This window comes from Streptomyces sp. NPDC001902, from assembly GCF_042891295.1.
Taxonomy (GTDB): domain Bacteria; phylum Actinomycetota; class Actinomycetes; order Streptomycetales; family Streptomycetaceae; genus Actinacidiphila.
Genome location: NZ_JBIATA010000004.1, coordinates 100476 through 123160, shown reverse-complemented (window position 1 = coordinate 123160; position 22685 = coordinate 100476). Strand labels below are relative to the sequence as shown.

General features: G+C 71.4%; 18 protein-coding genes and 2 pseudogenes. 10 read left to right on the top strand and 10 right to left on the bottom strand.

What is annotated here, in order from left to right:
• Positions 1-70: 70 nt before the first annotated feature.
• Positions 71-1828, bottom strand: a complete 1758-nt coding sequence (locus tag ACFYYN_RS09285; RefSeq protein ID WP_500437764.1) for an NAD+ synthase — start codon at positions 1826-1828, stop codon at positions 71-73.
• A gap of 271 nt (positions 1829-2099) precedes the next feature.
• Between ACFYYN_RS09285 and glnA2 the strand changes: the two genes are divergently transcribed.
• On the top strand, positions 2100-3461 hold the full coding sequence (gene glnA2, locus ACFYYN_RS09280; protein WP_500322275.1) for a gamma-glutamylpolyamine synthetase GlnA2: 1362 nt from the start codon (positions 2100-2102) through the stop codon (positions 3459-3461).
• A 955-nt stretch (positions 3462-4416) separates the two neighbouring features.
• Here the strand turns inward: glnA2 and ACFYYN_RS09275 are convergent.
• The gene (locus ACFYYN_RS09275) at positions 4417-4779 is read right to left on the bottom strand and encodes a hypothetical protein (RefSeq protein WP_500545279.1); all 363 of its coding nucleotides are present in this window, start codon (positions 4777-4779) and stop codon (positions 4417-4419) included.
• A 198-nt stretch (positions 4780-4977) separates the two neighbouring features.
• Here ACFYYN_RS09275 and ACFYYN_RS09270 point away from each other — a divergent pair, with 198 nt between their 5' ends.
• The 4 genes and pseudogenes from ACFYYN_RS09270 (at position 4978) to ACFYYN_RS09255 (ending at position 6337) form a co-directional block, all read left to right on the top strand.
• On the top strand, positions 4978-5259 hold the full coding sequence (locus tag ACFYYN_RS09270) for a hypothetical protein (protein WP_500545278.1): 282 nt from the start codon (positions 4978-4980) through the stop codon (positions 5257-5259).
• A gap of 130 nt (positions 5260-5389) precedes the next feature.
• A pseudogene (locus ACFYYN_RS09265) lies at positions 5390-5461 on the top strand (glutamine synthetase); the annotation flags it as partial.
• Between the two features lie 100 nt (positions 5462-5561).
• Complete coding sequence (locus tag ACFYYN_RS09260) at positions 5562-5933, top strand: ankyrin repeat domain-containing protein (RefSeq protein WP_500545277.1); 372 nt, start codon at positions 5562-5564, stop codon at positions 5931-5933.
• 158 nt (positions 5934-6091) lie between these two features.
• Complete coding sequence (locus ACFYYN_RS09255) at positions 6092-6337, top strand: hypothetical protein (protein WP_500545276.1); 246 nt, start codon at positions 6092-6094, stop codon at positions 6335-6337.
• Positions 6338-6508: 171 nt separating this feature from the next.
• Here the strand turns inward: ACFYYN_RS09255 and ACFYYN_RS09250 are convergent, their stop codons facing one another.
• Complete coding sequence (locus tag ACFYYN_RS09250; protein ID WP_500545274.1) at positions 6509-7093, bottom strand: fascin domain-containing protein; 585 nt, start codon at positions 7091-7093, stop codon at positions 6509-6511.
• Between the two features lie 259 nt (positions 7094-7352).
• Here ACFYYN_RS09250 and ACFYYN_RS09245 point away from each other — a divergent pair, with 259 nt between their 5' ends.
• Entirely contained in the window at positions 7353-8096 is a 744-nt protein-coding gene (locus tag ACFYYN_RS09245) for a bifunctional helix-turn-helix transcriptional regulator/GNAT family N-acetyltransferase (protein ID WP_500545273.1), read from the top strand.
• 60 nt (positions 8097-8156) lie between these two features.
• Here ACFYYN_RS09245 and ACFYYN_RS09240 read toward each other — a convergent pair whose 3' ends face one another.
• A complete protein-coding gene (locus tag ACFYYN_RS09240) occupies positions 8157-9071 on the bottom strand; it encodes a LysR family transcriptional regulator (protein ID WP_500545272.1) in 915 nt (304 codons plus the stop codon).
• Between the two features lie 95 nt (positions 9072-9166).
• Between ACFYYN_RS09240 and ACFYYN_RS09235 the strand changes: the two genes are divergently transcribed.
• Entirely contained in the window at positions 9167-10048 is an 882-nt protein-coding gene (locus ACFYYN_RS09235) for a PhzF family phenazine biosynthesis isomerase (RefSeq protein ID WP_500545271.1), read from the top strand.
• On the opposite strand, the gene glpK is transcribed toward ACFYYN_RS09235, so the two are convergent.
• Together glpK and ACFYYN_RS09225 are read right to left on the bottom strand one after the other, a co-directional pair.
• Entirely contained in the window at positions 10032-11540 is a 1509-nt protein-coding gene (gene glpK / locus ACFYYN_RS09230; protein WP_500322286.1) for a glycerol kinase GlpK, read from the bottom strand. The two genes, ACFYYN_RS09235 and glpK, sit on opposite strands and share 17 nt — an antisense overlap.
• A 71-nt stretch (positions 11541-11611) precedes the next feature.
• Positions 11612-12379: an IclR family transcriptional regulator gene (locus ACFYYN_RS09225; protein ID WP_500545270.1), complete on the bottom strand. Its 768-nt coding sequence runs from the start codon at positions 12377-12379 to the stop codon at positions 11612-11614.
• A 181-nt stretch (positions 12380-12560) separates the two neighbouring features.
• On the opposite strand from ACFYYN_RS09225, the gene ACFYYN_RS09220 reads away from it, so the two are divergent.
• Positions 12561-12986 carry an ATP-binding protein gene (locus ACFYYN_RS09220; RefSeq protein WP_500532783.1) on the top strand — a complete coding sequence of 142 codons (426 nt, stop codon included), beginning with the start codon at positions 12561-12563 and terminating at the stop codon, positions 12984-12986.
• Positions 12987-13080: 94 nt separating this feature from the next.
• Positions 13081-13503 (top strand): TOBE domain-containing protein, encoded by a 423-nt coding sequence (locus ACFYYN_RS09215; RefSeq protein ID WP_499511511.1) that lies wholly within the window; start codon positions 13081-13083, stop codon positions 13501-13503.
• A 255-nt stretch (positions 13504-13758) separates the two neighbouring features.
• Here ACFYYN_RS09215 and ACFYYN_RS09210 read toward each other — a convergent pair whose 3' ends face one another.
• The 4 genes and pseudogenes from ACFYYN_RS09210 to ACFYYN_RS09195 form a co-directional block, all read right to left on the bottom strand.
• Positions 13759-14778 carry a TolB family protein gene (locus tag ACFYYN_RS09210; protein ID WP_500545269.1) on the bottom strand — a complete coding sequence of 340 codons (1020 nt, stop codon included), beginning with the start codon at positions 14776-14778 and terminating at the stop codon, positions 13759-13761.
• Between the two features lie 21 nt (positions 14779-14799).
• Complete coding sequence (locus tag ACFYYN_RS09205; RefSeq protein ID WP_500545267.1) at positions 14800-16065, bottom strand: MFS transporter; 1266 nt, start codon at positions 16063-16065, stop codon at positions 14800-14802.
• Positions 16066-16070: 5 nt separating this feature from the next.
• A pseudogene (locus ACFYYN_RS09200) lies at positions 16071-16975 on the bottom strand (alkaline phosphatase family protein).
• 189 nt (positions 16976-17164) lie between these two features.
• Entirely contained in the window at positions 17165-19483 is a 2319-nt protein-coding gene (locus ACFYYN_RS09195; protein WP_500545266.1) for a peptidoglycan recognition protein family protein, read from the bottom strand.
• A 228-nt stretch (positions 19484-19711) separates the two neighbouring features.
• Between ACFYYN_RS09195 and ACFYYN_RS09190 the strand changes: the two genes are divergently transcribed.
• The gene (locus ACFYYN_RS09190) at positions 19712-22672 is read left to right on the top strand and encodes a bifunctional [glutamine synthetase] adenylyltransferase/[glutamine synthetase]-adenylyl-L-tyrosine phosphorylase (protein ID WP_500545265.1); all 2961 of its coding nucleotides are present in this window, start codon (positions 19712-19714) and stop codon (positions 22670-22672) included.
• Positions 22673-22685: the final 13 nt, after the last annotated feature.

Here is a 22685-nt window from a genome sequence, read left to right as displayed (position 1 = left end):
GGGGATGCCCGCCGCAGGCGCAAACAACCCGCACACAACGACGGGCCGCAACCACAACCCCGGGCACTCGCTACGCGTGCTCGCGCCAGCGGTTCGTGATGGGGAGCCTCCGATCCTTCCCGAACCCCTTCGCGGAGATCTTCGTCCCCGGCGGATACTGCCTCCGCTTGTACTCCGCCGTGTCCACCATCCGCAGCACCTTCGCCACGAGCTCCCCGTCGAACCCGGCGGCGACGATCGCGTCGCGCCCCTTGTCCTGGTCGACGTACATCGCCAGCACCCGGTCCAGGACGTCGTAGTCCGGCAGGGAGTCCGTGTCGACCTGGCCCGGCCGCAGCTCCGCGCTGGGCGGCTTGGAGATGGAGTTCTCGGGGATGGGCGGGGTCTGGCCCCGCTCCGCCGCGGCCTGGTTGCGCCACTGCGCGAGGCGGAAGACGGTCGTCTTGTAGACGTCCTTGATGGGCCCGTACGCGCCGACCGAGTCGCCGTACAGCGTGGAGTAGCCGACCGCGAGCTCGCTCTTGTTGCCCGGGGCGAGGACGATGTGCCCCTCCTGGTTGGAGATGGCCATGAGCATCGTGCCGCGCAGCCGGGACTGCAGGTTCTCCTCCGCCAGTCCGGTCAGCCCCAGGGAGCCCATGTAGGCGTCGAACATCGGGGCGATCGGCACGGTGCGGAAGTTGAGCCCGGTCCGCCGGGCCAGTTCGGCGGCGTCGTCCTTGGAGTGGTCGGAGGAGTACCGCGACGGCATGGAGACGCCGTAGACGTTGGCGGCCCCGACCGCGTCGCAGGCGATGGCCGCGACCAGGGCGGAGTCGATGCCGCCGGAGAGGCCGATCAGCACGGAGCGGAAGCCGTTCTTGGCGACGTACGCCCGCAGGCCGACGACCAGCGCGGTGTAGACCTCCTCGTCGTCGCCCAGCCGCGGGGCCTCGCCGCCGTGCACCTCGGGCTCGTAGGCGGGGAGCGGCTCGGCGGAGAGGGTGATGTGCTCGATCTCCAGGCCGTCGTCGGCGATGCCGCCCGGCACCTTGGTGGCGTCCGCGGCGGGCAGGTCGAGGTCGACCAGGACGCAACCCTCCTCGAACTGCGGGGCGCGTGCGATCACCTCACCGTCCTCGGAGACGACGATCGAGTCGCCGTCGAAGACGAGCTCGTCCTGCCCGCCGATCATGGCGAGGTAGGCGAGGGTGCAGCCGGCCTCCTGGGCGCGCTTGCGCACCAGGTCCAGGCGGGTGTCGTCCTTGGCGACCTCGTAGGGGGAGGCGTTGACGGAGAGCAGCAGACCGGCGCCGGCGGTGCGGGTGGCGGGCACCCGGCCGCCGTCCTGCCACAGGTCCTCGCAGATGGCGAGGGCGACGTCGACCCCGTGCACCCGGATCACGGGGAGGGTGTCGCCGGGCACGAAGTAGCGGAACTCGTCGAAGACGCCGTAGTTCGGCAGGTGGTGCTTGGCGAACTTCAGCACGACCTTCCCGCCGTGCAGCACGGCGGCGGCGTTGCGCGGTGAGCCCGCGGGCTGGCCGTAGCGGGGCTGGGCCTTCTCGCTGCGGTCGAGGTAGCCGAGGACCACCGGCAGCTCTCCGAAGCCCTCGGCCGCCAGGCGCTCGGCGAGGGCCTCCAGGGCGGCACGGCTGGCTTCGACGAAGGAGGAGCGCAGGGCGAGGTCCTCCACGGGGTACCCGGTCAGCGCCATCTCCGGGAAGGCCACGAGGTGGGCTCCCTGTTCGGCCGCGTGCCGGGTCCAGCGCACGACCGACTCCGCGTTCCCGGCGAGGTCGCCGACGGTGGAGTCGATCTGATTCAGGGCGAGGCGAAGTTGAGGCACGCCGCCCAGTGTAATCGTCAAACCGACGCGATGTCGTGGGCGACGCCTGTGGGGTCGCGCACTCGGCCCGGGAAGCCGTGGCGGACGGGCCTTTCCGGGGTCGGCCCCCTGTGTCAAGATCGCAAGGGTGCATCACAATGGTGGCGAGGGGTGTCCGGCGGTCCCGGCCGCCGCCGAAACAGACCGGTAACCCCGTGACGTGATACTGGTCTGGCCCTCGCTCGAGCCGGCACGGACAACAGGCCCCCATGACCTGTGAGGTTGGATAGCTATGGATAAGCAGCAGGAGTTCGTGCTCCGTACCCTCGAAGAGCGCGACATCCGATTCGTGCGGCTGTGGTTCACCGACGTGCTGGGCTACCTCAAGTCGGTCGCCGTGGCGCCTGCCGAGCTGGAGCAGGCCTTCGACGAGGGCATCGGCTTCGACGGGTCGGCGATCGAGGGCTTCGCGCGGGTGTACGAGTCGGACATGATCGCCAAGCCCGATCCCGGCACCTTCCAGATCCTCCCGTGGCGCGCCGAGGCGCCCGGCACCGCCCGGATGTTCTGCGACATCCTCATGCCGGACGGCTCCCCGTCGTACGCCGACCCCCGCTTCGTCCTCAAGCGGTCCCTGGCCAAGGCCTCCGACCTCGGGTTCACGTTCTACACGCACCCCGAGATCGAGTTCTTCCTGCTGAAGAACCTGCCGCTGGACGGCAGCGTGCCGCTGCCCGCCGACAACTCCGGCTACTTCGACCACACCCCGCAGAACGTGGGCCAGGACTTCCGCCGCCAGGCCATCACGATGCTGGAGTCGATGGGCATCTCGGTGGAGTTCTCCCACCACGAGGGCGCCCCCGGCCAGCAGGAGATCGACCTGCGCTACGCGGACGCGCTGTCCACCGCCGACAACATCATGACCTTCCGCCTGGTCATGAAGCAGGTCGCGCTGGAGCAGGGCGTGAACGCCACGTTCATGCCCAAGCCCTTCAGCCAGCACCCCGGCTCCGGCATGCACACGCACCTGTCCCTCTTCGAGGGCGACCGCAACGCCTTCCACGAGTCCGGCGCCGAGTACCAGCTGTCGAAGGTCGGCCGCTCCTTCATCGCGGGCCTGCTGCGGCACGCCGACGAGATCTCCGCGGTGACCAACCAGTGGGTCAACTCGTACAAGCGCATCTGGGGCGGCGCCAACCGCACCGCGGGCGCCGGCGGCGAGGCCCCGTCGTACATCTGCTGGGGCCACAACAACCGGTCCGCGCTCATCCGCGTCCCGATGTACAAGCCCGGCAAGACCGGTTCCACCCGGGTCGAGGTCCGCTCCATCGACTCCGGTGCCAACCCGTACCTCACCTACGCCGTCCTGCTGGCCGCCGGCCTCAAGGGCATCGAGGAGGGCTACGAGCTCCCGCCCGGCGCCGACGACGACGTGTGGGCCCTCTCCGACGGCGAGCGCCGCGCCCTCGGCATCCAGCCCCTCCCGCAGAACCTCGGCGAGGCCATCTCCCTCATGGAGCGCAGCGAACTGGTCGCCGAGACGCTCGGGGAGCACGTCTTCGACTTCTTCCTGCGCAACAAGAAGCAGGAGTGGGAGGAGTACCGCTCCGAGGTCACGGCGTTCGAGCTCCGCAAGAACCTCCCGAACCTGTAGCCGCAGGCCAGCGGGCGGGGTTTCCCGAGGATGATGCGATCCGGGCCGGCAGCGCAATGCTGTCGGCCCGGAGCCGTCTCATTCGCTCTGGGCCGTCTGTGGGCCGTCCGGCGCCGGGTCCGCCACGGGATAGAGGGACTATCGCCGATCGGCCAGCAAGGGTCACGGTTCGACGCGTTGGCCTCGGGCCACCGTGGGGCCGTGCACACGAACCGGCGCTCCATCCCATGACCCGGAACAAAGGTGATCAGACATGATTCCGCGGATAGGCGACGAAGTGATCGTCTCCTGCGAGTCGGCGACCGCTCGGGTGGTCGATGTGATCCGCTACGTCACTCTGGAATGGCCGTGGAGAACGATCGACAATTCCTCCCATGTCAGGTGGAACGGGCAAGTCGCGCTCCCGTACGGCGCCTCCCACCAGGAATGGAGCCCATACCGTCTCGAACCGGTAGGTTCCACCCTTCGAGTAGGAGGATTCTGCGCCGTGTCCATCCCGCCCACCCGACTATACGTAGGGCACTACGAGGAGTACGACCCTCCACGCAACCTCGGCTGGGCTCCCGCACCCACCGCTGGACTCTATGTCGTCCCACCGGAAAGGTGGGACGTGCACATGGAGGACGAGGACATGGAGGACACGGGGTGCATGCTCTACCTGGGCGGAGCTGATCCCATTCGAGTGGAACCGGTCAAGGACTGAGGCGGGACGCACTGGGTTCCAGCACCACCTGGACCAGCATCACGCAGTCCAGGGAGACAGGTCATGACCCAAACTCAGCGACGTCGCGCCCGCAGTTCGCGTCGAGGAGCGCGTGCCACACGCGTGCCACGGGGACCATGCGGGGAACCACGGGGAACGGCGTTGACACCACCGCATTGCCGCAGTTCAGGACCTACCCGGGTGAGGTGTGGTCCGGAGCCTCAGCGTTTCAGACTGGGGCCACGTACTTCTCTACGTCTTGGCGATGTAGAGAAGCGCATGGGCGAAGCCCGGCCATGTGGTCGCGTCGGGCGGACCGATGTGTACACGCCGTGTGATGGCCGACCGGGCTTCGGGGCCGCCTCGCAGGAAGCCGTCGAGGTCGCCGGCTATGTCGTCCAGATCCTCGAGCACTTCGGGTGTCTCTCTGCGTATTGCGGCATGGATGACGACCTCACCTTGCCGAGGCTCAACAGCCAGCCCTAGGAGATCTGGGCCGATCAGCCGCAATGCAGCCTGCCCTGTCATGAGCAGGAGGTAGTTCCGGCGAAGCAGTGCACGTTCGTCTCGGTCACTCAGGTCGGGGTTGTAGTACTGCTGAGCCGGGTGCGCCATGTGCTCAGAGTAGCGAGGTGCTCCGGTGCGGCAGGCCGAGGCGACAGCAGCGACGTACAGCAACCACGACGACCCTGGCCATCCGTTATCGGGCTGGAGCAGCTCTCCGACGTGCCTGGCAGTCCTCAGCGACCGTCGAGAGGGGCATCAGCGCTCGTACAGCTCTGCTGCACACCTGGCGCGTGAGATCATCCGCGGATGGCAGACGCACAGCTACCCCCGGGTTGGACGCTTCAGCGGATCCGCGACGTGTCCGGCGACCAAGAGGCAGTTGTCCTGGACCCACACCGGGCAGTGAAGTGGGTCGCCTCCGACGCCCACGATGTGCTGCACCCAGAGATCGTTCTCGGGTTCCACAGCCTGTGCATCGTGAAGCCTGTCGATGATAACGACTGGTACATGGGCAGCCTGTACGACGACGGCAGCATCGACTGTTGGACAGCCTACGGCGATCTCTATGAGGCGCTACGCGGCCTGTAGGGGGATGCGGGCTGAGTGTCCAACTGCGCGACAAACCGCCATGAACGGCCGCGGATCAGGTTGGGTGCTGGGAAACCGACTCCACCATCGACCTAACCGCAGGCCACAGGGCTGCGTGCCCGGGTGACCTGAGCAGGAGTGGGAGGAGTACCGCTCCGAGCTCACGGCCTTCGAGCTCCGCAAGAACCTCCCGAACCTGTAGCCGCAGGCCAGCGGGATTTCCCGAGGACGATGCGATCCGGCCCGGCGTCGTCCCACGGCCTGCTCGGCACAGTACGAGCGGCCCGCACCTGGGAGGGACTGTGAACGCCGAACAAAGTGACCGCATTTGGCGCATGGCCATTGACGCGGCGCGGCGTGGGCACCTCGACAGCCTCCGCACGAGTGTCGAGACCAAGCTCTTCGATCGCAATCGCCCCGATCGTCGGGGTATGACGCTCCTGCACCACGCTGTTGCAGCCGAGATCGAACGGGCCTGGTCCGAGCGTAGGGGTCGGGCATACGTCGACTGCGTCGCTTACCTGCTCATCGCCGACGTGGACTTCACCGTTCGTGATGTGGAGGGCCGCACAGCCGAGGACATTGCTTCGATGAACGGCCACTGGCTGGCAGAGGGACTGCTCCGCGCGTGGGGGCGACTCCACGGCGCTGGACTGCCATCCGAGACCTCATAGAGGTACCCCGGGCCGTAACTGGCCCATCCGCAGGGACCCATCCGGGAAGCTCACCGCCGTCGATCCGTACGGGGGTAGCGCGGTCGGGCCGCGCACGGCACGGTGCGGCCATCGCGCTGTGTACGTCGGGGCAGCCGGGTGAGGAGGACACTGATGCCATGACCCTACCCAAAACGCATCATTGCTCTTCCTGCTCGGACGGTGGCGCGCAGGAAGAGGTCATCCACGAAGACCTCGTCGTCGGAGCACCGCTGTCCATGGAGGATCTCACCGAGGCGCAGCGCCTGGACCGGTTCGCCCGCAAGTACGCCCACGATGGTTGCCAGGTCAGAGAAGTCCGACGAGTCCCGCACGACTGCCTGAGCGGCTATGCGTGGTCCGTCCGCTTCGTCGAGAGTTCCTGACCACAGCGCGTCGGCGGCGCCCGCCGGGCTACCGGCGGCCACTGATGACACAGGCGTGCCGCGAGCGCCGCAGCCGGGCAGGGGGCGGGACGCCTCGCCCCCTGCCCGACTTCCGTGCGGTCGTGTCTCAGCTCGCCCGGTCCTGGCCCGTGGTCATGACCAGCCGGCCGGTCAGGAGATCAAGAACTTCTCCCAATCTCCGACGGAGGTGGAGCGTGCCCGGAGCATGCCGTAGCCGGAGCCCGTGTAGGCCAGCTCGGAGGTCACGTACTTGCCGTTGGCGAGGGACTTGAGGGTGCAGTAGTCGGTGCAGCGGACGTCGAACTTCTCCCACGCTCCGACGCTGCCCGAACGCGCCCGGAGCATGCCGGCGTCGGCGCCCGTGTAGTTCTGCTCGGCGCTCACCCAGCCCTTGGCGCTGTACGAATAGAGGGTGTAGAACCCGTTTCCCGGGCAGATGGAGAACTTCTCCCAGTCGCCGGCGGAGGTCGACCGAGCGCGGAGCATTCCGGAGACGTATCCGGTGTAGTCGACCTCGGCGGAGACGAAACGATTGCTGGCCTTGGACTTGAGCTTGATGTCCGCACAGTGGTCGTCGCCGAGATCCCAGTCGGGGAGGGCCGCGGCCTTGGCGACGGCCTGAGCGGGGGTGGGGGTGTGGATCGTGTCGGCTGTCGCGGACGGCGTCGCGGTCAGCACGACCGCCCCCACCGCCACAGCCATGCCGAACTTGCCGAAGATGCTCTTGAGGTTCACGTTCCTGCTTCCTGCGATCTTTCTCTGATCTTTGTGCGATGACCTGTCGCGGCCTGCCGAGAACCGGTGGCCGCTGATGGCCGAGCGCCGGACGCCTTGACCTCGGTGCGCACCGTACGGTCCGGCGTCCGGCGTATGGATGGGACGTTGCTGATGTCGGCATAAGCCAACCTTGTGGGCATTGACACCTCATCGACAGGCCGTTGAAGAACGATTGACGCGTCCGGGCGATCGGCGGGTCGAGCCCGCTGGATCCGAGGTGCGCGTCCTCCGCTCACGGCTGGGTCTGGACTCCGGGTACCTGAGCCGGCAGCTGCGGCGGCTGGAGTCGGACGGCCTGATGACCACGGACCCGGACCCGGATGACGGACGGGTGCGGAAGGTGCGTCTGACCGGGACCGGCGTTGCGGCGCGGGAGGTGCTGGATCGCGCGTCGGACGAACTCGCGGAGTCGATCCTCGATCCGCTGACCGACGGTCAGCGGGGGCGCCTGGTCGCGGTGATGACGGAGGTCGGGCGGCTGTTGCTGGCCTCCCAGGTGCGGATCGGGATCACGGACCCGCGCGAGCCTGACGCCCGTTACTGCCTGCGCTCCTACTTCGAGGAGTTGGGACGGCGGTTCGACACGGGCTTCGACCCCGCCCAGAGCCTCTCCGCGAGCGACGAGGAGATGACGCTGCCGGACGGATTGCTCCTGGTGGCGAGCGCGCAGGGCTCCCCGATGGGGTGCGGGGCGCTCAAGCTGCACCCCGAGACGCGGATCGCGGAGGTGAAGCGGATGTGGGCATCCCCGGACGTTCGCGGCCTCGGACTGGGCCGTCGCATCCTGGAGCGTCTCGCGGACGAGGCGGTCCTCCGCGGGATGCGGACGCTGCGACTGGAGACGAACCGCACGCTCGCGGAGGCCAGGCGCCTCTACGAGACCGCGGGATTCGTGGAGGTCGAGGCGTTCAGCACCGAGCCGTACGCGCACCACTGGTTCGAGCGGAACCCCGAACGCTGACACGACTGTTCCGCCCGGGCGTGACCACGGCCGCACCCGCACGCTGCCGGGGGCGGTGGCCTACTCGACCGCCGAGCCCCCGTTTCCGTGCCGCGCGAAGTGGTCCGTCAGCGCGTCGAGGACGGCCTGGACCGCCGGGGAGGTCCAGCGGCCGCGCCGGCGGACGAGCTGGACGGGCACGTCGGGGAGGCCGGGCCCGGGGACGGCGGTCAGGGTGCCCTCGCGCAGGGCGGTGCGGACGGTGGCGCGGGGGAGGACGCCGAGCCCGAGGCCCGCGGCCACGCAGGTGCGGGCGGCCTCGCTGCTGCCGAACCGGGTCAGCCGCGGCCGGGCGTCGCGGACGCCGAGGAGTTCGCGCGCGACGCGGTCGCTGTAGGAGCAGCCCTCCTCGTGGAGGAAGAAGGTCTCCCGGGCGAGTTCCGCCCAGGTGACGGGCCGGTCGAGCGCGGCCAGCGGGTGGCCGGGGGCGGCGATGAGGACCAGCGGTTCGGCGGCGAGCGGGCGGGCGGTCATGTCGGCAAGGGTGACCTGGTCCTCCAGCAGCAGGGCGACGTCGAGCCGCCCGGCCCGCAGTCCCTCCACGGCCGCGTCGCTGCCCGCCGGGTGGAGGTGGACGTCGATGCCGGGGTGGGTGCGCCGCAGGGCGGCGACGATCCGGGGCACGTGCGTCGAGCAGAGCGTGTCCCCGGCGCCGAGGACGACGGTCCCGCCGGACCGGGCGTCCCCGGCCGCCGTGCCGCGCAGGCGCGTCTCCGCTTCGAGGACGCCCTCGGCCTCCGTCATCAGGCGCCGTCCGGCCCCGGTGAGCTGTGCGCCGCGCGGCATGCGGTCGAAGAGCCGTACGCCCAGCTCCTTCTCCAGGGACTTGATCTGCGCCGTCACGGTGGACTGCGACAGGTGCAGTTCGGCGGCCGCGCCGGTGAAGTTCCCCGTCCCCGCCAGGGTGAGGAAGGTGGTGAGCAGTCGGGTGTCCACGGCTCGACCGTAACCGCTGCGATCGGTCGCATCAATCGTGGTGATGAAGAACCATCGTTTCTGGCAATGGCACCGGGTGTGACAGCGTGGACGGCATGACACCTGGGACCCGCACCGACGTGCTGCGCTACACCGCATTCAGTTCCGACCCCGCGGGCGGCAATCCGGCCGGCGTCGTCCTCGACGCGTCGGACCTCGACGAGGAACGGATGCTCGCCCTCGCCGCCGAGGTCGGCTACTCCGAGACGGCGTTCGTCACGGCCGCGGACCCCGCCCGCCGGCGGTTCACCCTGCGCTACTTCAGCCCCCTCGCCGAGGTCGACTTCTGCGGCCACGCGACCGTCGCGACCGCCGTTGCGCTGGCGGAGCGCATCGGCCCCGGTGAGCTGGTCTTCGACACCCCGGCGGGGGAGATCCCCGTACTGACGGCCGGTGACGAGGGGGCGGTGCACGCCACGCTCACCAGCGTGCCGACCCGCTCACGCCCGGCCGAGGACGCCGAGCTGGACGCGGCGCTCGCCGCGCTGGGCTGGGAGCGGGGCGAGCTGGACCCCGCGCTGCCGCCGCACGTGGCCTTCGGAGGGGTCCACCACCTGGTGCTGGCCGCCGCGGAGCGGGCCCGGCTGGCGGACCTGGCGTACGACTTCGACGCCCTGGCCGGCGTGATGCGCCGCCACGGGTGGACCACGGTGCACCTGGTGTGGCGGGAGGCCGCGGACCGCTTCCACGCCCGCGACCCCTTCCCGGTGGGCGGGGTCGTCGAGGACCCGGCGACCGGCGCGGCCGCGGCGGCGTTCGGCGGTTACCTGCGCGAGCTGGGCCTGGTGCCGGAGGCGGCCCGGGTGGTCGTGCGGCAGGGCGAGGACATGGGCCGCCCGAGCGAGCTGCTCGTGGGCGTCGACCCGCGGGACCCGCGCGTCCGGGTGACCGGCCGGGCGGTGCGCCTGGGCCCGCCGGCGGTCACGGGGGCTGTCTGATCCAGCCGATGGAGCGCTCGACGGCGCGCTGCCAGTTCTCGTACTCGGCGTCGCGGTGCCCCGGGTCCATGTCGGGCAGCCACTGCCCGGCACGGTGCCAGTTGTTCCGCAGCACCTTCAGGTCCGGCCAGTAGCCGGAGGCGAGACCGGCGGCGTAGGCGGCGCCCAGGGACACGGTCTCGGCGACCATGGGGCGGACCACGGGGACGTCGAGGACGTCGGCGATGAACTGCATCAGCAGGTTGTCCGCGGTCATGCCGCCGTCGACCTTGAGCTCCTTCAGCCCGAGTGAGGAGTCGGCGTTCATGGCGTCGACGACCTCGCGGGTCTGCCAGCCGGTGGCCTCCAGGACGGCCCGGGCGAGGTGCCCCTTGGTGATGTACGAGGTGAGGCCGACGATGACGCCCCGGGCGTCGCTGCGCCAGTGCGGGGCGAAGAGACCGGAGAAGGCGGGCACGATGTAGCAGCCGCCGTTGTCGGCGACGGTGAGGGCGAGGGTCTCGATCTCCGGGGCGCTGCTGATCAGCCCGAGGCGGTCGCGGAACCACTGCACCAGCGAGCCGGTGACGGCGATCGAGCCCTCCAGGGCGTAGACCGTCGGCTGGTCGTCGATCTTGTACGCGACGGTGGAGAGCAGCCCGTGCCGCGACCTGATCATCGTGGTCCCGGTGTTGAGCAGCAGGAAACTGCCGGTCCCGTAGGTGCACTTCGCCTCGCCGGGGGAGAAGCAGGTCTGGCCGAAGAGCGCCGCCTGCTGGTCGCCGAGGGCCGCGGTGATGCGGACCCCGGGCAGGACCGTCCGGGCCGCGCCGTAGTTCTCGGCGGAGGCGTGGATCTCCGGGAGCATCGCGCGGGGGACGCCGAAGAAGTCCAGCAGGTCCTGGTCCCAGGTCAGCGAGTGGATGTTCATCAGCATGGTGCGGCTGGCGTTGGTGGCGTCGGTGATGTGCAGACCACCGTCGACCCCGCCCGTCAGGTTCCAGATCAGCCAGGTCTCCATCGTCCCGAACAGCACCTCGCCGTCGCGGGCGCGCTGCTCCAGCCCGCGCACCTCGTCGAAGAGCCAGCGGATCCGCGGCGCGGAGAAGTAGGTGGAGGGCGGCAGGCAGCAGCGCTCCAGGAAGAAGTCGTCGCCGGGGTCCTTGCGCAGCCGCTCGACGAGCGGCGCGGTACGGGTGTCCTGCCAGACGATCGCCCGGCCCAGCGGTACGCCCGTGCTCCGGTCCCACAGCACGGTCGTCTCCCGCTGGTTGGCGATGCCGATCGCGGCGACCTCCTCCGCCGCGATCTCGGCGGAGGACAACGCCTGCGGCACGATGCGCTCGAGGTTGCGCCAGATCTCCAGGGCGTCGTGCTCGACCCAGCCGGGCCTGGGGAAGTGCTGCTGGTGCTCGCGCTGGGCCACCGACACCAGGCGCCCCCGGTGGTCGAACAGGATGCATCGGGTGGAGGTGGTGCCCTGGTCGATGGACATCACATACCGTTCAACCATGATCGGGGCCTGCTTTCCGATGCTTTCCGACGCGTTCGCTGTGCTCGGGGTGTCCGGTGCCCGGGCGGGCCTCACCAGCGGGCGGCGCCCAGGTCTCTGGAGATCGCCCGCGCGGCCTCGCGGAGCAGCGTGACCAGGGACGCCAGCGGGCGGCCCTTGCTGTCGCAGATCCGCTCGACCGGGCCGGACAGGCCGATCGCGCCCACGACGAGGCCGCCCGACCCGCGGATCGGCGCCGAGACCCCGGCCTCGCCCATCGACATCTCCTGCACCTCCGGCGCCCAGCCCTGCTCGCGGACGTCGGCGAGGGCCCGGGTGAGGTCCTCCGGGACGACCAGGGTGTGCCGGGTGTACGCCTCCAGTTCCTCCTTCAGCAGCGGCTCCAGCGGTGCCGCCCCGTACGCCAGCAGGATCTTGCCGAGCGAGGAGGCGTGCAGCGGCAGCAGGGCTCCGACGTCGAGCGTCTGCAGGCTGTCGTCGGGCCGGAAGACGTGGTGGACGACGAGCACCTGGCCCTCCAGCGGGGTGCCCAGGCGTACCGCCTCGCCGCTGCGGGCGGCCAGCGCGTCGGCCCAGTTGATCGACCGGGACCGCAGTTCGTTGACGTCCAGGTAGCTGGTGCCCAGGTGCAGCAGGGCCGCTCCGAGCTGGTACTTCCCGGTCGCCGGGTCCTGCTCGACGAAGTCCACGTGCTGGAGGGTGCGCAGGATGCCGTGGGCGGTGCCCTTCGCCAGCCCGAGCGAGCCGGCCACTTCGCCCAGCCCGAGCCGGCGGGGACCGCCGGCCAGGAGCCTGAGGATCGCCGCCGCCCGTTCGATGGACTGGAGCGGGCCGGCCATACGTCGATGCTATCCCCGGCGACCACGATGGGCATCAGCGCGTTTCCGCAGGTCGTTCGGCCTCTGAGGGCAGCGTTCGATAATGACGACCCCGATTCATTGACCCGGGATGTCCTGTCTCGGAAGCTTTCGTGCAGGTCCGGGAGTCCACCCGGCAGGACTCCCCCGGGAGGAGGACACCATGGCGGCACAGCCCGAGACGATGCCGCAGCGCGAGGACGTGCACGTCTGCGCGCTGTCGCACATCCCCGGCGCCCTGTCCGTCGTGCGCCGGAGGGTACGGGGCGTGCTGGCGGAGTGGGAGCTGCGCGCGGAGGTGGCCGAGGACGCGCTGCTGGTGATATCGGAGCTGACCACGAACGCGATCGTGCACGCCGACGGCCCCGCGTCCCTGCGCATCTGCTGGACCGAGGTCGAGGGGCGCAGCGCCCTGCACATCGAGGTGACCGACTCGGGCCCGTCGGCCCGACCATGCATGCCGGGGGGATCCACCGACCCGGACGAGCACGGCCGGGGCCTCGGCATCGTCAACGCCCTCTCCACACGGCACGGCATCCGTGCCGACTGCGCCGGTTTCACCCGCTGGGCGGACCTGGTCACCGCCTGAGCCGCCGCCGGCGGGACCGGACCGCCGCCCGGGCCCGGGGCGGGCGGCGGGTCGTTCCGCGCGGCGCGCCGGGGGCGGGCTTACGGTGCCGCTCATGGCACTGAGCATTCGCAACCAGATCGACGGCAAGGTCGCCTCGGTGGTCCCGGGCGAGGTGATGGCCGTGGTCACGGTGCGCCTCGACGGCGGGGGACCGGACTTCACGGCGGCCGTGACCGCCGAGGCCGTGCGGGAGCTCGGCATCATCCCGGGCGGCGGGGTGACCGTGCTGATCAAGGCGACGGAGGTCTCCCTCGCCACGGCCCCGGTGCAGGGCATCAGCATCCGCAACCGGGTCCCCGGGACCGTCACCGCCGTGACGCCGGGCGAGGCCATGGCGACCGTCCGGATCGGCTTCGCGGGCGGCCGCGAGCTGACCGCCGTGATCACCCGGGAGGCCCTCGACGAGCTGGGCGTCGCCGAGGGCGCCGCGGTCGTCGCGCTGGTCAAGGCGACCGACGTGTCACTGGCGACCTGAGCGGACGAGGGGCCCCGCGGCGAGCCCTAGCTAGGGCCTGTCGTCAAATTCCCGCCTGCCCCGCGCCGCTCCCCCAGCTGGCGCTGGGAGGTGCCCCCAGGCACGGCACGCTGCGTTGTCGAATCGTCCGAGTAACCCACTACGAGGACGACTCTCCGCCTTGCGATGCACCGCACTTGGGGGTACCTCCCAGCGGAGCTGGGGGAACCGCGGGGCCCGCCCTCCGGGCGGCCGACGTCAATCTGACGACAGGCCCTAGCCGAGGTACGCGGGGGCCAGTGCCGCCGTCATCATGCGGCGGGCCGTGCCGGTGCCGTCGGCGGGCACCGTCCACAGGTCCGCGCCGAAGTCCCCGGCGAGGGCGTAGACGACCGTGTGGTCGTCCCGCCAGACGACCTGGTCGTCGACGCTCCGCCGCTCCGCGAGCGGGGTCTCGCGCAGGGTGGCCAGGTCCAGGACGTACAGCCGCCAGGGCGCGTCGGGGGACAGGCCCTCGACGCGCTTCTTGAACACCAGCCGGGTGCCGTCGGGCGAGAGCGAGGGGCACTCGACGTTGCTGCGCAGCGTGCGGACGGAGCGGGCCGCGACGTCGCCGCGGACGAGGTAGGTGCGGCCGCCGGTGCCCAGGGTGGCGTAGAAGTGGGCGTCGTCGGAGAACGTCACGCCCCAGAAGTTGACGTCGGCGGCGTGGTACGGCCGGCCCTCCCTGGTGATCCGGAAGTCCTCGAGGTTCTCGACGAGGGTCCAGGTACGGGTGTCCAGGACGGAGGTACGGGTGGAGAAGTTCGTGCCCGCGTAGGAGTCGCCCCCGACGAACACCGTCCAGGCGACCATGCGCCCGCTGGGCGAGACCCGGGCCCGGGTGGGGATGCCCGCGAGGGGGAAGCGGCGCAGCTCGTGCAGCCGGGCGTCGAGCACGACGGCGCGGTAGCCGTCCTGGACGGCGCCCTTGACGGACTGCAGGCAGATGCCGGTGCCCGCGGCCGCGTAGAAGCGCAGGCACTTCACGGCGGAGGCGGTGCGTGCGGCCCCGGGGCGGCCGGCCGGGACCGTGGCGAGCTCGTCCCGGTGCGGGCCCCACGCCATGTTGCGGAACACCATGCGGGGCGCGTCCGGCGCCAGCGTCACCGCCCCCGCCGTGACCGCGGGGCCGCCCGCCTGCGGGCGGTCCTTCTCCGCCGCCCGGTCGGCGGCGCGCAGCACGGACACGGCGGCGACGGCGGCCAGCGCCGCCACGGCGGCGAGCAGCACGAACAGACGGCTGCGGGTGTTCATGGGGGGCCTTTCCTCGGGGGGTCACGTGCGCGGCGCCGGACGCAGGTACACGGCGCAGACCGCGCACGCCGTCAGCGCCAGCGCGGCGGCGGTGAGCGCCGTGCGGTCGCCCCAGGCGGTCCAGGCCGCGCCGAAGACCAGGGAGGCGACGAAGCGGGCTATGGCCTGCCCGGTCTGGACGAGGGCGAGCCCGGCGCCGCGCAGCTCGTCGGGGACGGCGGTGGAGGCGGCGGCCATCAGCACACCGTCCGTGGCGGCGTAGAAGGCGCCGTGCAGCAGCAGGACGGCGTACGCGGGGCCGTGCGAGAGCATCAGCCCGTACGCGGCGAGCAGCGCGAGGTGTCCCGCGAGGAACATCCGCCAGCGCCCCACACGGTCGGCCAGCCTGCCCAGCGGCATCGCGAGCAGCAGGAAGGCCGCCGCGGTGCCCAGGGGGAGCAGCGCGAACCAGCGGTCGGGGACCCCGAGCCGGTGCTGGAGCAGCAGGTAGACGAAGGAGTCGCTCACCGTCGACAGGCCCAGCAGCGTCGCGCACACCGTGAGCCGCCGCACGTCCCGGCGGCGCAGCAGCGCCACGGACGCCCGCAGCGAGGGCGCGGGCGCTTCGGCGGGGGCGGGGGCGGCCGTGGTGACCGGGGTCCCGCCGCGGAGGCGGCCCGGCACGAAGAGCAGCAGCACCAGCACCCCCACGGCGGCCACGCAGAAGCTCACCGTGAAGACGGCGTCGTACCCCTCGGCGGCCTGCCGCAGGATGAGGAACGCCACCAGCGGTCCCAGCAGCGCCCCGGCGGTGTCCATGGCGCGGTGCACGCCGAAGGCCCGCCCGCGCGTCCCGGGCGTGGAGGTCAGCGAGATCAGCGCGTCCCGCGGCGCGGTGCGCAGTCCCTTGCCGGTGCGGTCGACCGCGAGGACGGCACCGATCAGGGGCAGGCTGTGGACGAGGAGCAGTGCGGGCTTGCACAGCGCCGACAGGCCGTAGCCGACGGCCGCGACGGCCTTGTGCCTGCCGCCGCCCCGGTCGGCGAGGTGGCCGCCGGCCAGCCGCACGAGGGCGCTGAAGCCGTTGTAGACGCCGTCGAGCAGGCCGAAGCCGAGCGGGGAGAGCCCGAGTCCGGCGACCAGGTAGAGGGGGAGCACGGCGGTGACCATCTCCGACGAGACGTCGGTGATGAGGCTGACGGTGCCCAGGACGAGGACGGTGGGGGCGACGGCGGTGGCCCGGGGTCCGGGACGCGACGCGTCCCGGACCCCGGTGCCGGCTCCGCCGCGGCTGTCCGCGACGTACACCGGCCTCAGCTCGCCCAGATGCCGGTGATGTCCGAGGCGGAGGCGGCGTTGCCCGCGTGCCGTGCGTGGTGAGACCCGCCAGGTCCTCCAGCGTGCGGAGCACGTTGTAGTGGTTGTACGTCGTGGCGGACGACGAACCGGCCTTGACCGGCTGGCCGTAGAACACGGTCGGGATGCGGTTGCCGCTCAGCCGGTTGTCCTCGTCGAAGGTGACGACGAGCAGGCTGTTGTGGGTCTTCGCCCAGGTCGCGTAGGCGCCCAGCTTGTTCTTCAGCCAGGTGTCACCGGTGGAGACCGAGCAGTCGTGCATGTCGCTGCACAGGTTCGGCGTGACGAAGGAGACCTTCGGCAGGGTGGTGAAGTCCGTCGGGAACTGGGCGAAGGTCTTCGCCGTCGACGTCGGGACGTTGCTGAACGCGAACCACGGGTTGTGCTTGCGGGCGTAGTCGCCGCTGCTGCAGGTGGTGGAACCCTGGCTGGGCAGCGTCTCGTTGTAGCTGGCCCAGCTCTTGCCGGCGGCGATCAGCTCGGAGGCGAGGTTGGGCTTGGAGCTGAAGCCGGGGGTGTAGCAGCCGTCGTCGGTGACGCCCTGGTTGCCGCCCGAGAAGATCTGCAGGTAGTTGGGCTGGCTCGGGTGCGTGACGCCGTACGACTGCGTCAGGCTGGCGCCGCCGGCCTTGAGCGTGTTGTTGAGGTACGGCGCGCTGGAGCTGCCGATGACCTGGCTGTAGGCGTGGTTCTCGAGCATCACCACGACCACGTGGTCGGGGTTCGGCACGCTGCCGGCCGCGTGGGCGGTCTCGGCGCCGCCGAGTCCGGCCCACAGGCCGAGGGAGGCGGCGGCGACGCCGAGGGTGGAAGCGAGGGCGGTGACGGTGCGACGGGGACGGGGCAGGGACCAGCCGGACACGGCGGACCTCCGTGAAGGGGGGACGGGGAGTGGCGCCGCGCCAGGTTAGGAGGCGGTCGCGGACGTCCGAAGCGCCGCGGAAGTGAAGGTCCGGGGAACGGTGCGTACGTTCTGGATCTTGAGGTCAAGCGCAGGTAAAAGGGCCCGGGGAACGCAACTCGCGTTCCCCGGGCCCTTGCTGTCAGGACGTCACTTGACGTACGTGATGCCGTCCGTGGTGATCGCCGGACGTCCGGAGGTGCCGACGACGACGACCTTCAGCGTGTGCTTGGCGCTGGTGCTCCAGGTCTTGGACCAGATCGTCTGCCGGTAGGCGGTGGTGGAGGACTTCAGGTCCACCGTGGCCGCCTTGACCCCGTCGACGTAGACGTACGCCTGACCGGAGGTCGAGGCGCGGGAGACCACCCAGCCGACCGAGCGGCCGGTGAACGTCCAGGTCAGGCTGGCGTTCTTCGAGGAAGAGGTGAGCGACTTGCCGCCGAGGTAGCTGGTGCTGCTCTTCGCCGACCACTTCCCGACCTTCGTCGCCGAGGTCTCCTGCAGGATCGCCGCCGTGCGGCTCACCGAGGCGGTGGTGTAGTTGCCGGCCGCGTCGGTGGCCTTCAGGCCGTACGTGACCGCGGTGTTCGCCTTGCCCGTGGTGCTCCACGACGTGGTGGTCGGGCCGAAGGTGGCCGTGGTCGGGGCCGTCGCCGCGACGCTCTTGAGCGCGCCGTTGTCGGAGGCCTTCCAGCTCACGGAGACCGGCACGGAGGTGCTGGAGACGGTGGCGTTGCGGATCTTCACCGAGGGGGCGGTGGTGAACGTCGGCTTGGTCGTGTCGCCGAACACGGCGTACGAACTCGCGGACGTCGCCGTCTTGTTGTTGTTGTGCACCGCTCGCACGGTCACGGTGTGCTTGCCCGCGGCGACCGTGATCGGCGCGGAGGTGGCGGTGGCCTTGGCTGTGGCCGCGACCTTGCCGTCCACGAGCACCTCGAACCGCTTGATGACGGCGGTCGGGGTGGACTCCTTCCAGGCCACCGTCGCCGTGCCCTTGGTGTAGTACGAGGACCCGGAGAGCGTGGCGCCGCTGACGCCGTTCAGCGTCGGCGCGGCGACGCCGGCCGCGTAGGAGCGGATGGTGGCGAGCTTGTCGTACAGGTTCTGGCCGGGGCAGGCGGTGGCGAAGCCGTCGCGGTGCCCGGAGATCGGGTTGAACGTGTACGACTTCTTGAAGACCCACGGCGGGCTGTCCTCCGCGCCCTCGACCAGGGTCTGCGTCTTGCTGCCGGGGTTGGGGTTGATCCCGTACTGGCCGAGCTTCCACGCGGACAGCGCCGCGATCGAGCCGAGCATCTTGGAGGAGATCGGTGTGGCCGGGACACCCTTGATGACCTGGAAGGTGCCGATCGCGGCGATGCCCCAGCTGCGCGTGTTGAAGCCGTAGGTCTGCGCGCCGATGACCGGCAGGTCCAGGCCGCCGAAGCGGCCCTCGAAGATGGTGCCGCACTTGTCGACCAGGGCGTTGTAGCCGATGTCGCGCCAGTCCTGCGACAGGTGGTAGGCGTAGATCCACCGCACGATCGAGGCCGATTCGGTGCAGTCGTAGTCGGCGGCGGTGTCGGTGTGGTGGACGAAGACCACGTTCACCTTGTCCGCGTAGGGCGGGTCCCCGGCCTCGCGCTTGGACTCGTCGGCACCCCAGTCCTTGCGGAGCTTGACGGCCGGCATCGCCACGGTGGACGTGGGGGCGGTCGGCCGGGTCGAACTCGGCGACGGCGAGGTGGAGGCGGAGGCGGAGGTGCTCGCGGACGTGCTCGGGGAGGCACTGGTGGACGCCGAGGAGTCCGGTGCCGGGGCCGAGGTCGACGGAGCCGCCGTGTCGCTCGGTGAGGAGTCCGTCGGGTCGGGCGTCGCGGTGTCGGACGGCGAGTCCGTCACGGAGGGGTCGGCCGGCGGGGTCGTGGTCTCCTCGGCGTCCGCCGCGAAGGCGGCGGGCGCCATGGCGACGTCGGTGCCGCTCTTCTTGGCGTCGCCGACCAGCTCGAGCTGGAGGCCCTTCGGGAGGGTGCCCGACGCGCCGTTCGCCGATACGACCTTGAGCTCGACGCCGTTGGACAGGCCCACGTACAGCGGGGCCGAACCGCCCCGGGTGGCGCCCTCGGTCTTCGGGTCGGGAGCGTCGTCGTAGTGCGGGTCGACCGCGTGCCAGTCGGACCACTGGCCGCTCTTCACGGAACGGGTGCGCACCTGCACCGTGCCGTCCAGCTCCGTACGCGGGTCGTCCCACGTCACACCGAGCAGGCCGAAGGTGTCGGTGTCGCGCCGGGGCAGGGTGCGCTCCCCGCCCTTGCCCTTGAGGTCGACGGACTGGACCGCACTGGGCACCGGCCCCTTCGCGTCGGCCGACGGGGCGGTCCCCTCCGGACCGCTGGCCACGGACGCGGCGGTGATGACACCGGCCCCTCCGAGTACGACCGCCCCCACCGCGAGCCACGCACGCCCGCGCAGACGTATTCGCCGCATGTTCTCTTCCCCGCCCCGTCCCACTCATGGGTAGCCGTGGGTACCGTTGGTTGATTTCTTAAACCTCTGAAACAGCAAGCGCTTTATACCAGAAGGACCAGACCGCGCTCACACCGCCGGACGATCACCCCGAACCGGGCATACCGCCAGGTAACAGAGCCGGGGCAGGGCGGATACTCTCTCTAGGGCGGATCAGCCCAGCCGGGAGCACCGGGAAAGGCAGGCGGCGTGCTGGAAGGGCGACGGGACACCAGGTTCGGGCGGCTGCTGCGGCACGGCTTCAGTGACGCCGTGGCCGCCGAGGCGCTGCTGGGCGGCGAGCAGCTCGCCCCGGTGCGCAGCGACCCGGTCCTGCTCGACGCGCTGGGCGCCACGGCCGACCCCGACCAGGCGCTCGCCTCCCTCGTACGGCTCGTGGAGGCCCTCGATCCCGGGGAGCGGCGCACCCTCCTCGACACGCTCACCACGGCCAAGCCGCTGCGCGACCGGCTGCTCGGGGTGCTGGGCTCCTCCGTGGCCCTGGCCGACCACCTCACCCGGCATCCACGCGACTGGCACGCCCTGGTCACCTACGAGCACGCCGACCTGCACCCGGGGACCACGGAGTTCGAACGGGGGCTGGCCGGGGCCGACGACCCCGAGTCGCTGCGCGTCGCCTACCGGCGCTGCATGCTGGGCATCGCCGCCCGCGACGTGTGCGGCACCAGCGACCTGGTGCAGACCGCCGCGGAGCTCGCCGACCTCGCCACCGCGACGCTGCGCGCGGCCCTGGCCATGGCCGAGGAGGAGGCGCCGGGCGATGCCGCGCTGTGCCGGCTGGCGGTGATCGGCATGGGCAAGTGCGGCGGCCACGAGCTCAACTACATCTCCGACGTCGACGTCATCTTCGTGGCCGAGGCCCGCCCCGACGCCGAGGAGGCCAAGGCGCTGCAGGCCGCCACGCGGCTGGCCTCGCGCATGATGCGGATCTGCTCCGACACCACCGTCGAGGGCAGCATCTGGCAGGTCGACGCCAACCTGCGCCCCGAGGGCCGGCGCGGCCCGCTGGTGCGCACCCTGTCCAGCCATCTGGCCTACTACAAGCGCTGGGCCAAGACGTGGGAGTTCCAGGCGCTGCTCAAGGCCCGGCCGGTGGCCGGCGACCCGGCGCTCGGGCAGGAGTACGTCGAGGCGCTGTCGCCCATGGTGTGGCAGGCCGCGGAACGCGAGCACTTCGTCCAGGACGTGCAGGAGATGCGGCGCCGGGTCGTGGAGAACATCCCCGTCGCGCACCTCGACCGGGAGCTGAAGCTGGGCCCCGGCGGCCTGCGGGACGTGGAGTTCGCGGTGCAGCTGCTCCAGCTCGTGCACGGCCGCACCGACCCGTCGCTGCGCAGCGGCACCACCTTGACCGCGCTGTCCCAGCTCGCCGCCGGCGGCTACGTGGGGCGGGCGGACGCGGCGGCGCTCGACACCTCGTACCGCTTCCTGCGGACGATGGAGCACCGCATCCAGCTCCACAAGCTGCGCCGCACCCACCTGGTGCCCGAGGACGTGGCCGACCTGCGGCGGCTCGGCCGCTCCCTGGGCTTCCGGGCGGACCCGGTGGCGGAGCTGCAGCGGGAGTGGCGGCGGCACGCGCGGGAGGTGCGCCGCCTCCACGAGAAGCTCTTCTACCGGCCGCTGCTCGACGCGGTCGCCCAGCTCGCCCCCGGCGAGGTGGGCCTGACCCCGGACGCGGCCAAGCAGCGTCTGGAGGCGCTCGGCTACGCCGACCCCACCGCGGCCCTGCGCCACCTGGAGGCGCTGGCCTCGGGGGTCAGCCGCAAGGCCGCCATCCAGCGGACCCTGCTGCCGGTGCTGCTCGGCTGGTTCGCCGACTCCGCGGACCCCGACGCGGGTCTGCTCAATTTCCGCAAGGTCAGCGACGCCCTGGGCCGCACCCCCTGGTACCTGCGGCTGCTGCGGGACGAGGGCGCCGCCGCCGTCAACCTGGCGCGGGTGCTGTCCTCCGGGCGGCTCGCCCCCGACCTGCTCATGCGGGCCCCCGAGGCGGTCGCCCTGCTCGCCGACGACGAGGGGCTCCAGCCCCGCACGCGTGGTGCGCTGGACCAGGAGGTGCTGGCCGCGGTCCACCGCGCGGACTCCGCCGAGCAGGCCGTCGCCGCGGTACGCGGGGTCCGCCGCCGCGAGCTGTTCCGCACCGCGGCCGCGGACCTCGTCGGGGTCCACCGCGACGACCCCGACGCCATCGGCACCGCCCTCACCGACCTCAACGCCGCCGCCGTCACCGGGGCCCTGCAGGCCGCGGTCAACGCCGTCGAGGTGGCCGAGGGGGAGCCCCTGCCGACCCGGTTCGCCGTCATCGGGATGGGCCGCTTCGGCGGCCACGAACTGGGCTACGGCTCCGACGCCGACGTCCTGTTCGTCCACGAGCCGTACGAGGGCACCGACGAGCACCGGGCCGCCAAGGCCGCGCTCAAGGTCGCCAACGAGCTGCGCAGGCTGCTGCAGATCCCCACCACCGACCCGCCGCTGCTCATCGACGCCGACCTGCGCCCCGAGGGCAAGAGCGGACCGCTGGTGCGCACGCTCGGCTCGTACGCCGCCTACTACCGGCGCTGGTCGCTGGTCTGGGAGAGCCACGCCCTGCTGCGCGCCGAACCGGTCGCGGGCGACGAGGACCTGGGAGCCCGCTTCATCGGCCTCGTCGACCCGCTGCGCTACCCGGCCGAGGGGCTGCCGGAGGAGGCGGTCCGCGAGATCCGCCGGCTCAAGGCCCGTATGGAGTCCGAGCGGCTGCCGCGCGGCGCCGACCCGACGACCCACGCCAAGCTGGGGCGGGGCGGGCTCAGCGACGTCGAGTGGACCGTGCAGCTGCTGCAGCTCCAGCACGGCGCGCAGTTCCCCGGCCTGCGGACCACCCGTACCCGGCCGGCGCTGGCCGCGGCCGCGGCGGCGGGACTGGTCCTCGCCGAGGACGCGGAAGTCCTGGACGCCGCCTGGATCCTGGCGAGCCGGATGCGCAACGCCGTCATGCTCGTCCGGGCCCGCGCCGGGGACACCTTCCCCGGCGACGGCAAGGAACTCGCCGCGGTGGGCCGGTACCTCGGATATGAGCCTGGGCACGTGGGCGACATGGTCGAGGAGTACCGCCGGGCCACGCGCCGGGCCCGCGCGGTGGTCGAGCGCCTCTTCTACGCCACGTAGTCCGCGCCCGCCG